Origin of the sequence: Erwinia sp. (genome assembly GCF_031978025.1) — a bacterium.
Lineage (GTDB): Bacteria > Pseudomonadota > Gammaproteobacteria > Enterobacterales > Enterobacteriaceae > Erwinia.
Genome location: NZ_DALZCD010000158.1, coordinates 1 through 9,837 on the forward strand (window position 1 = coordinate 1; position 9,837 = coordinate 9,837).

The 9,837-nt window shown below is 52.3% G+C and carries 11 protein-coding genes; 7 read left to right on the forward strand and 4 right to left on the reverse strand.

What is annotated here, in order from left to right; translation table 11 throughout:
* Positions 1–113: 113 nt before the first annotated feature.
* Positions 114–350 carry a hypothetical protein gene (locus RTK32_RS13420; protein ID WP_312044732.1) on the reverse strand — a complete coding sequence of 79 codons (237 nt, stop codon included), beginning with the start codon at positions 348–350 and terminating at the stop codon, positions 114–116.
* 176 nt (positions 351–526) lie between these two features.
* Between RTK32_RS13420 and RTK32_RS13425 the strand changes: the two genes are divergently transcribed.
* The 5 genes from RTK32_RS13425 (at position 527) to RTK32_RS13445 (ending at position 5,340) form a co-directional block, all read left to right on the forward strand.
* Positions 527–652, forward strand: coding sequence for a hypothetical protein (locus RTK32_RS13425; protein ID WP_312044734.1), 126 nt, complete (start codon positions 527–529; stop codon positions 650–652).
* A 97-nt stretch (positions 653–749) separates the two neighbouring features.
* Complete coding sequence (locus RTK32_RS13430) at positions 750–929, forward strand: hypothetical protein (RefSeq protein ID WP_312044736.1); 180 nt, start codon at positions 750–752, stop codon at positions 927–929.
* Positions 930–1,276: 347 nt separating this feature from the next.
* Complete coding sequence (locus tag RTK32_RS13435) at positions 1,277–1,951, forward strand: hypothetical protein (RefSeq protein WP_312044738.1); 675 nt, start codon at positions 1,277–1,279, stop codon at positions 1,949–1,951.
* A 99-nt stretch (positions 1,952–2,050) separates the two neighbouring features.
* Positions 2,051–3,511: a sugar porter family MFS transporter gene (locus tag RTK32_RS13440; RefSeq protein ID WP_312044749.1), complete on the forward strand. Its 1,461-nt coding sequence runs from the start codon at positions 2,051–2,053 to the stop codon at positions 3,509–3,511.
* 539 nt (positions 3,512–4,050) lie between these two features.
* Positions 4,051–5,340, forward strand: a complete 1,290-nt coding sequence (locus RTK32_RS13445; RefSeq protein ID WP_312044740.1) for an MFS transporter — start codon at positions 4,051–4,053, stop codon at positions 5,338–5,340.
* A gap of 58 nt (positions 5,341–5,398) precedes the next feature.
* On the opposite strand, the gene RTK32_RS13450 is transcribed toward RTK32_RS13445, so the two are convergent.
* Positions 5,399–6,442, reverse strand: a complete 1,044-nt coding sequence (locus RTK32_RS13450; protein ID WP_312044742.1) for an FUSC family protein — start codon at positions 6,440–6,442, stop codon at positions 5,399–5,401.
* A 283-nt stretch (positions 6,443–6,725) separates the two neighbouring features.
* Between RTK32_RS13450 and crcB the strand changes: the two genes are divergently transcribed.
* Entirely contained in the window at positions 6,726–7,106 is a 381-nt protein-coding gene (crcB, locus tag RTK32_RS13455) for a fluoride efflux transporter CrcB (RefSeq protein ID WP_312044744.1), read from the forward strand.
* Positions 7,107–7,170: 64 nt separating this feature from the next.
* Here crcB and RTK32_RS13460 read toward each other — a convergent pair whose 3' ends face one another.
* Together RTK32_RS13460 and RTK32_RS13465 are read right to left on the reverse strand one after the other, a co-directional pair.
* The gene (locus RTK32_RS13460; protein WP_312044746.1) at positions 7,171–7,953 is read right to left on the reverse strand and encodes a hypothetical protein; all 783 of its coding nucleotides are present in this window, start codon (positions 7,951–7,953) and stop codon (positions 7,171–7,173) included.
* 87 nt (positions 7,954–8,040) lie between these two features.
* Entirely contained in the window at positions 8,041–9,489 is a 1,449-nt protein-coding gene (locus RTK32_RS13465; RefSeq protein WP_312044748.1) for a sugar porter family MFS transporter, read from the reverse strand.
* Positions 9,490–9,756: 267 nt separating this feature from the next.
* Here RTK32_RS13465 and RTK32_RS13470 point away from each other — a divergent pair.
* On the forward strand, positions 9,757–9,837 hold an 81-nt coding region (locus RTK32_RS13470), incomplete at its 3' end, for a sigma-S stabilization anti-adapter protein IraP (protein WP_312044751.1).

Sequence of the window (9,837 nt, forward strand, 5' to 3'; positions counted from 1 at the left end):
TGCTGCAGTAAGTTCTCTACCGAAAGACAAAACCCGGCTCAGGCCGGGTTTTTTTATGCGTCTGATAAGGTTATGACACACCTACATCAAAATAGCCGTAAAGCTGTAGCGCCTTATTTATGGGTGAAAATAAAATGCTGTGGCACTTCATCGCTAAGAATATAATCCTCTTCGCCCAGTCGTTCGGATTCGAAATTAAATGTTTCCCTCAGTGCACCGCTAAACAGCGCGGTACTTTGCTCGGTCTTGTTAATAATAAGCGTTTTATCTACGACGCTGCCGCCGGTCTGCGTCTCGCTGTACTCGGCCGGAAAAGTTAAATTGCCGTACTTAACTGTCATCTTTTCCATTTTTTTCCCCTTCAACGCGTTAATCAAAAAAACGATATAGCGTCATAACCTGTTAAAACCTTAGAGCAGCCTGGTCGAAAAGTCACCATATCCCGCCCCGCCTGTACGCCTTTCGGGACTCAGATCTTAAAATTGCGTTTATACTTATTATTCATTCGTTATTCAGGAGGTCACCTATGTTCATCTGTCATTCTAAAGATCCGCGTTTTACCGGTTTACAGAACCGGATCGAAAAAGATCCAAAAGAGCAGAAAGACAGCCCGGATGAGGCGCCAGAATCAGGCGACAAGTTGCCAGAATAAATCGCTACGGGTTTTGTCAGATCTGTGAGGCCGCGCGGGATCGGTTCAGGCGCAGCTTCTATAGTTGATCTACCCATATGGGGTGTTGGAGGTGGCTATGTCTGAACGTCCGGATTACCAGGAACCGGTCCCTGATGACGCTGAATATCCAGCGGATGAGGACCATGACGATATCCCTGAAGGCAGCGATGAACTCGTCGATCCGCTGGAGGATGATGAAGAAGATGACGATCTTGTTGAGTCCGATGATGAAGAAGAGGACGAAGAGGATCGGTAGGAGGATATCTGATTGAACCCCTGTCATGAGCCGCTTCCGAAAACCGGAGCGGCTCTTTTTAGTGTCTTTTGCACCGAAGCTGGCTCTCGTCGCACCACAGTCAGGGAATAAAGCCGGGCCAGGTACGATCCTTCTTAATAATGCCTTGCTGTTTATCTCAGTAGCGGTTCAGCAACGTGCCAGGCGTAAATAAGCCAACGATAGCTCAGCAGTAATCCCGCCACAAAATCGCCTGATGAAGGACGTTTTTGTCCCCCTCTGCGTTTCTCTTCTGTCAGCCCGTCGTTTGCTCTTCACTGCCCGATCCTCCTACACTGATGCCGATTACACTGGACCAGAGAAACAGGATGACCCATAAAAGCCTTACGCAAATCTATCATCAGCGCTCAAAGGAAACGCTGCGCGTCTGGGATGAACCAGCAACCGCCAAGGCGCATAGCGGCTTCTATCCGGAGAATTTAAAAGCTATCGCCGCCGGTATTCAGCCCTCGCTAACCCCCGCGTTAAGCACGTTGTTGGCAGAGCTTCGGAATTTAGTGCTGGACGATCCGCTTGCCGATATCATGCAGCCTGCCCATTTTCATCTGACTTTTCTGGCTATTACCCCGTCATGCTACGAACGTCGCCCGCAGACGGAGGATATCGAGACGCTAAGGCAGCTTGCCGCAGCGTACGAGCTGGAAAGCGTGCTTACCGTACGCGATTTACAGCTGGTAGCGCTGCCTAATCAATTGCTTATTGCCGGAATAGTGGATGAAGCGGCTAGCGCAAAAAGGCAGGCTTTTTGGCGTGCATTACAGCATTCCAACTGGGCGAGCCTGCTGAGGGAAAGGTATCACGGCAGCGAGCAACCCCCGACCTTCTGGCACAGCACGCTGCTGCGCTACCACGCGGCGGTTTTGCCCGAGCGGCTACAGCAGTTTTTTAAAGCGCGGAATAATCAAAGATATGGCTCAATCAGCGGCACTATTAAGCTGCGTCTGGTCACCTATAACTGGTCACAAACTGAATTGCTGGGCTGAGTGGCGCAAAGGAATGCGATCGCCATCACAACTTCGGTTGCCACAGCCATTTTATCCATGCCTGTGGACTCTTTAACATAACTTCCGGCCTGTTCAAGTCTGTATGTTACCGACAGTCAGGATAAAACCGGGGTTACAAAGATGTCTTCTATCAATAACAGTATGGTGCTGCCGCAGACGCAGAAAAATAAAGTCCGGCGGATGAATATCTTTATTTCTTTTTCGGCGGGCCTGGCCGGGCTGCTATTCGGGCTGGATATCGGGGTGATTTCAGGCGCGCTGCCGTTTATCGCGCAGCATTTTACGCTCGACAGCCATGAGCAGGAGTGGGTGGTCAGCAGCATGATGTTGGGTGCGGCGATCGGGGCTATCTGTAACGGTTGGGTGTCCCATCGGCTGGGACGAAAATATAGCCTGATGGCGGGCGCCTTGCTGTTTATCATGGGTTCGCTGGGATCCGCGCTGGCGGTCAATCTGGAAGTCCTGCTCGCTTTCCGCGTGCTGTTGGGCGTGGCTGTCGGCATCGCTTCCTATACGGCACCGCTTTATCTTTCTGAAATGGCAACGGAAAACATCCGCGGCAAAATGATCAGCACCTATCAGCTCATGATTACGTTTGGCATTCTGCTGGCATTTTTATCGGATACCGCCTTCAGCTATAGCGGCAACTGGCGCGCCATGTTAGGTATTCTGGCCCTGCCTGCCGTGTTGCTGTTTGTCATGGTGATCTTTCTACCTAACAGCCCTCGCTGGCTGGCAGCGAAAGGGCTGCACGTGGAAGCGGAAGAAGTGCTGCGGATGTTGCGTGATACGTCCGATAAGGCGCGACAAGAGCTGAACGAGATCCGCGAAAGCCTGAAAATGAAGCAGGGTGGGCTGGCGCTGTTCCGTAAAAACAGCAATGTCCGCCGCGCCGTATTTCTCGGCATGTTATTGCAGGGAATGCAGCAGTTTACCGGCATGAATATCATTATGTATTATGCGCCGCAAATTTTTAAAATGGCGGGCTTTCAGAGCACTCAGCAACAGATGATGGCGACAGTGGTGGTGGGCATTACCTTTATGTTGGCTACTTTCATCGCCGTCTTTACCGTTGATAAGGCTGGCCGCAAGCCTATTTTGAAAATCGGCTTTTCGGTCATGGCTTTTGCCACGCTGATCCTTGGCTATTGTTTGATGAAGGTGGGGCAGGGCGAAGCCACTATGAACCTTTCCTGGGTCGCGGTCGGCATGACCATGCTTTGTATCGCAGGCTACGCCATGAGCGCCGCGCCGGTAGTGTGGATCCTTTGTTCGGAGATCCAGCCGCTGAAATGCCGCGACTTCGGCATCACCTGTTCCACCACCACGAACTGGGTGGCGAACATGATTATCGGTGCGACTTTTTTGACGCTGCTGGGCAGCATCGGCGCGGCGGGAACCTTCTGGCTTTATACCGGCTTTAATTTGGTCTTTATTGTTATTACCTTTTTGCTGGTGCCGGAAACCAAAAATATTACCCTTGAGCACATTGAAAGGAATTTAATGGCGGGTAAAAAGCTGCGGGATTTGGGGCAGTAAAAGCCGTACAGCCAGAAGACCGGCTCTGACTCAGTGTCAGGGCCGGGCAAGACCGAAAACGCTTTGTAATATTTCAGGCATCAGGCTATGACCTTATTTAAAAGCCGTTTTTTTTAAGGCAATATTTATTCGGCCTGAAGCTGTAGTCAGACACTCTTTTTTCCTTCTATTCTCTGAAAGAAAGCAGCCTGTTTTTAACTCAAATTTGGCGTAGCCATCGGCGGCAGAAAGGCTATTTTCATCCCGTGCTGGCAGCCTCTCCCCTGATTAATTAACATTCTTGCCACCCCAACCGTCTCTGCTGCAGATAAAAATTTCTTTTGCCTGGGATTTATCCAGCGGGCGTTATAACTTAATGTTTCCCCTTAAGAAGATAAAAGTCACTCAGCACTTATCTTAATTAGCGTTAACGGTATCCTTGCGAAGGAAAAACCATTATTTTATCGATTTTTCTACAAGTTAATCTTGCTGTCACGGTAAAAGCACGACTACTTTTTACAGTTCAGGTTTGCTTTTATGCAATAAAGACAGGAAGCGTAATGAAGAAAGTTCTCGGGACCTTTTTACCGCTATACAGTACCACCCTGCTGATGCTGCTGGGGTCCGGCCTGCTGACCACCTATGTCTCTTTGCGCCTGGCACAGGAACAGGTTAGCGGCAGCCTGATCGGTGGGATTATTGCGGCCAACTATATTGGCCTGGTGATTGGCGGCAAGGTAGGGCATAACCTGATCGCGCGTGTGGGACATATTCGCGCTTACGTTGCCTGTGCAGGGATTATTACGGCTTCCGTGCTGGGACATGGGCTGACGGAGTGGCTACCTGCGTGGATAGGCCTGCGGCTGATTATCGGCCTGTGCATGATGTGCCAGTACATGGTACTGGAAAGCTGGCTGAACGATCAGGCGGAGCCAGGCCAGCGTGGGCTGATTTTCGGCTTCTATATGGTCGCTACCTATCTGGGGCTGTCGTCCGGCCAGATCATCCTGATGAGCCAGGCATCTTCCGGGAGCGCAAGCCTGTTGATAGTGGCGGTCTGCTTTGCACTTTGCCTGGTCCCTATTGCGCTTACCACCCGGACCAACGCGCAGCCGATGTCGCCTGCGCCAATGGAACTGGGCTATTTTTTCCGTGCCATCCCGCGTATTTTGCTGATTACGCTGGCGACCGGTATGGCAGTCGGCGCTTTCTACGGCATGGCGCCCGTGTATACCAGCCAGCTTGGCTTTACCACTCGCCAGACCGGCCTGTTTATGGCCATTACGATTTTCGCCGGGCTGGTGTCGCAATTTCCGCTAAGCTGGCTCTCCGATCGTTTTAACCGGCATCGCCTGCTCTGTGGTACCGCGCTGCTTTATTCACTGACGGCGCTGCTGCTGACGTTACCGCTGCATTTCACCTTTGTTTGGGTCACCGGCGCGGCATTTATTACCAGCATGATGCAGTTCTCACTTTATCCTCTGGTGGTGGCGATGGCGAATGACAGCGTAGCGCCGGAAAGACGCGTTTCGCTGACTGCCTGCCTGCTGATGGCGTTCGGCGTCGGCGCCTGTATCGGGCCAATGATCACTGGCGCGCTGATGCAGCCGCTGGGCGGCCATATGCTCTATCTGTTTTTTGCCCTTTGTGGCGTAATGATTGCGGTACTGAGCTGGCACCGTAGCGAGATCCAGCAGGAAAATGCCGAAAATCCTACGCCCCATGTGGCCATACCGGACAGCCTGGCCAGTTCGCCGCTGGCCGTCGCGCTGAACCCCAGTCTGGACGAAGAAGAAATTCAGGCCGTGATGGTTAACAACGAAGAGGAGCACCCTGAAGCGATCTCTTAATCCTTACCCTTAACCGGTATCGTCGGTTAAGGGTATCTTTCTTCTCTGCACAGCCTGTTCAGGTCGATTTACTTCGGCGCAGCAGGATCTGTTGACGGGTAAAGAGGCGGGTCATTACCAGCGCAAACAGCGCGAACAGCCCGCCAATAGCGGTAGTTTCCAGACGGTGAGTCGCGACAACGATTTGCGAAGTGCCCAGGCTGGCGATCATAAACACCACCATCATGGTGACGATAAAAGAAAAAATGAAATAGGATGTAGCGCTTAGCGAATAGGACCAGGCCAGGGCAATGTAGCCAAACAGCATAAACCCGCCAATCAGATAAAGCGGTGAATCACAGAGATCGATAAGCGCCGCTGCCGCGATACTGCCCATCAGCGTACCCAACAGGCGCGTACGTACCCGCGACAGCGAATCCCGATAGTTATTTCGCAGGCAAATTAACAGCGTCATACCCGCCCAATATCCATTTTTAAGGTGGAAAAATTCCACGCCTGAGAGCGCCAGGCCCATCGCCAGCAGGGCAAAGAAGACCGACCATTGCAGATGGATTTTATGCTTATATTTGCCCGTGGTGACGCGTAAAAAACGCACCCATGCCCGGGGATTAACGTCTTTCAGATAAAAAGGGTAGCGGCGGAATACCAGATACAAGAAAAGCATCTGGACTAAACCTCCCGCGCCGATCAACATCGCCCGATCGGTAGCGTGCTCTGGCGAACCGGCAAAATAACCGGAAACCAGCCAGGCGATCGACCACTGCAACAGCATCCACCATGCGCTCTCATCCACGTTCGCCATCGTGACGTAAACGGCGGCATAAAGCATCGCGCCAGCAATATAAAGCGGCGTAACATTGCCCGCCAGACAGCCAAGCCAGGAAGAAAAGGCCATGCCGAGCGTGGTAGTGAACAGCAGAGAAAACGAGGACCCGTCCCAGGTTTTGTTGGCACCGAACGCCAGCGTCAGTGCGCCACTCGCGACCAGGCCAGCAGCCTGTACCTGGCCGAAAGTAAACCCGGTCAGGTAGATAATAAGCAGGGCAGGCAAGCAGCAGAGACCCAACAGTAAATCGTGTCGCGGCAGGGTAATTACACGCATGAGGCAGCAGGATCTCCTTGTAGCTGAACCAAAGCAAGCATAGCGCAGTCCGGCTGAATCGCTACAAAAGCTAATAAATTCATGGAAGTAATTAGATCAGCGGCGTACGCTTCAGGGGCATGGCTTGCAAAAATTTACCGGACTTATTACGCTGACTGGCCCGGATTGTGGGATCGCCTGTTCCGGTCATTCTGTTATTAAGAAGCTGAAGGCTCGCTCTTTGGCCCAACGTTCTGCGTATCGGGCTTATTACGCAATCCGCTTTATTCTGTTGAGGAACCTGATGCTTAAACCTCTGCTCGCTGTAATTATCGGCGGATCGGCTGGATGTGTTATTCGCTGGCTATTGGGCGTACGTCTTAACGCGCTTTTTCCTGCTCTGCCACCGGGAACGTTACTGGTTAACCTGCTGGGCGGATTTATTATCGGCGCAGCCATGGCATGGTTTTTGCGTAACCCGCAGCTTGACCCTGCCTGGAAACTGTTAATCACCACCGGCCTGTGCGGCGGCATGACCACGTTCTCCACCTTTTCGTTGGAGATCGTCACGCTGATGCAGGCGGGAAACTATCTGTGGGCGATGATCTCTGTCCTGACGCATGTGATCGGCTCGCTGCTGATGACGTTTGCCGGGTTTTGGTTTATCACTATGCTGATGGGCTGATGGGCTGATGGGCTGATGGGCTGATGGGCTGATGGGCTGATGAAGCACCAGCCCCTCAGAGAGCTTACTGCGGCGGCTGCTCGTCATCCTCTTCACTGTCGAAGGCTAGCGCGCTGGCGCTGGCCGCATCAAACAACGACAGGCTCTCGATCTGACTGAGCATAATCACCTTACGGAACGCCATCGCGGATTTAGGATCGGAATCCAGCGTGATGTTATGTTCCGCATACCATTTGCTGTAGTTGTGTTCTACGCACAGATTCAGTGTCTTACCATCACGGTAGCCGCTCAGCATCGGGATCAGCACGATATTAGCCGTGCTTTCAATCTCAAAGGAAGCCGTGTGGATCATACCGATATAGATGCGGCGCGATTTCAGCGTGACCCAGGCCAGCTCGCCTTCTTCCATACACTGAAAAAGAATGCCTTCAACGCCATTGGAGCGTGAGAGTTCTTTATAGAGCTTTTTACGGCCCGTGCTGTTCAGCCTTGCGCTGCCGGACCAGTTCGAACGATAAAGGCAAAAAGCCACGGCAAAAGAGAGCATCACCACAACGGGCGCCTGGATACCTAAAAAGCTCCAGTTCATAAATTCTATTTGCCAGTTGTGGTGATGACCACCCGTTAGCTCAGGCATGATATTCAACAGGCTGGAGCAGGCGAGCAGAAAAAGCCAGATTAGCCCCGTAGCAATCACGCCCTGTAAGACGAAGATACAACCGTAAAGGGCGACCAGAAAGTAGACGTCCCAACCAAAAGAGCGTTTAATTTTAAAGCGGGTGGTGAGGTCGCGACTGGTATACCAGTAGCCGCAAACCATCAAAACCATAAATATCGCCGTTCCCATTATCAGGCCTCTTTATTTGTTTATCCCTGCCCGGCAGGATCAGGAAGTTTCCCGGTTGAAATATAAGCGCCTTCCCTGGCGCCGCGATTAATGATCCGTCTGCGGAACCGGATCGTCCTGCAGATGTTTTTTAAAATGTTTTTCAATCTGTTCCAGCGTCTTGCCCTGCGTTTCCGGCGCGAACAGCACCGCGAAAATGCCGCCAGCGATGCCGATAGCGGCAAAAGCAAAGAAGGTGTTGGTCAGACCAAACTTTTCCAACAGCGTCGGGAAAAGAAACGCGATAGAGAAGTTAGTCATCTGCATAGCGAACACCGAGATGCCGTTAGCCATCCCACGAATGCGCATCGGGAACATTTCCGAAAGCAGCAGCCAGGTCACCGGCGACAGGGCGCCCTGCTGGAAGCAGAGGAAAATCAGCATTCCGGCCAGCACAAGATAGCTGCGCAGCACGTCCGGATGGCCATCAACCGTTTCCGGCATCAGCCAGGTCAGCAGCCCAATCGCCAACAGCGTGCAGGTACAGCCAATCTGGCCGGTCAACAGCAGCGGACGACGACCAAAGCGGCTCAGCAGCATAATACCCACAAAGGTCATAATAACGGAAATGACGCCGTTAGCGATGGTTGCCAGCAGCGAAGCGTTAGTGCCCAACCCGGTAGCCTGCAGCATGGTAGGCGCATAGAACATGATAGTGTTCACGCCGGAAAGCTGTTGCAGCATCGCCACGCCGATACCCAGCCCCACCAGGCGTTTCATCCAGGTGGAAATCGTTTTTTTACGAAGGGCGTTTTTCTCGCTTTTAGAAGACATTGATTTGCGAATTTCGCCCATCTCTTTTTCTACCATGCGTGAATGGCGGGTGCGCTCCAGCACGTCGCGCGCCTCTCTGTAGCGGCCATGCATCGCATACCAGCGAGGCGTATCCGGCAGGAATAGCATGCCGACCCACAGGATAACCGCAGGGACGCAGGCTACGCCCAGCATCCAACGCCAGGTGGTTTCGCCCCCCCAGACTTCGTTGATGGCAGCGTTGCTGGTATAGGCGATCAGCTGACCGGAGACGATCATCAGTTCCTGCAGCGTCACGAACTGCCAACGGCGATTTGCCGGGACGATTTCCGCGATGTAAACGGGCACGATAGCCGCCGCGCCGCCTACGGCCAGGCCGAGGATAAAGCGGAAGGTGATCATCATTTGCACGTTTGGCGCAGTGGCACAGCCCAGCGACCCGATCAAAAAGATCACCGCCATCACCAAAATGATTTTTTTACGGCCAAAGCGGTCCGCCACGCGTCCGGCGAAGATAGCGCCGATAGCGGAACCCAGAATCAAAAAGCTGGTTACCATCCCGGTGGTTAATGAGGTTAAATGCAGGTCATGCTTCATAAACAGCAATGCGCCTGCAATCACCCCGGTATCGTAGCCAAAGAGTAAACCGCCAAGGGTGGCGATAAACGCGATGACTTTTACCAGGGGTTCGGTCGAGGTACTCGCCTGAGTGCCGGCTGTCCCGCCGTTTGAGGTGTGATTCACAAGTTACTCCCTTGCCAACGTTATTATTGTGATAATGATGTGATAGCCATCACAGGATTAAATTTACTTCACATGGGGCATTTAGCCAGGCGAAACGGGAAATATAATTGCTTTTACCTGGGGAAAACGGCCATCTTGCTTATAAAATGCGCTAAAAACGAGAGAAGTGGAGCAGAATGTTGCAGAAGGGGCAGCCGGCGGCGTTTCAGTTTGCTCGTTTCTAAGTGTAATGGTAATTTCTGGGATAATTAATTTCGGGGATGAATGATGAAACAGCTGGTAATCGATATTTTAATGAAAATAGCTAAAATCGAAGTGGATGCGAAGGAGCTGACGGCGCAGGTAGAA

Coding starts and splice junctions, on each gene's coding strand:
- RTK32_RS13420 (WP_312044732.1), bottom strand. CDS start 350: ATGGAAAAGATGACAGTTAAGTACGGCAATTTAACTTTTCCGGCCGAG.
- RTK32_RS13425 (WP_312044734.1), top strand. CDS start 527: ATGTTCATCTGTCATTCTAAAGATCCGCGTTTTACCGGTTTACAGAAC.
- RTK32_RS13430 (WP_312044736.1), top strand. CDS start 750: ATGTCTGAACGTCCGGATTACCAGGAACCGGTCCCTGATGACGCTGAA.
- RTK32_RS13435 (WP_312044738.1), top strand. CDS start 1,277: ATGACCCATAAAAGCCTTACGCAAATCTATCATCAGCGCTCAAAGGAA.
- RTK32_RS13445 (WP_312044740.1), top strand. CDS start 4,051: ATGAAGAAAGTTCTCGGGACCTTTTTACCGCTATACAGTACCACCCTG.
- RTK32_RS13450 (WP_312044742.1), bottom strand. CDS start 6,442: ATGCGTGTAATTACCCTGCCGCGACACGATTTACTGTTGGGTCTCTGC.
- crcB (WP_312044744.1), top strand. CDS start 6,726: ATGCTTAAACCTCTGCTCGCTGTAATTATCGGCGGATCGGCTGGATGT.
- RTK32_RS13460 (WP_312044746.1), bottom strand. CDS start 7,953: ATGGGAACGGCGATATTTATGGTTTTGATGGTTTGCGGCTACTGGTAT.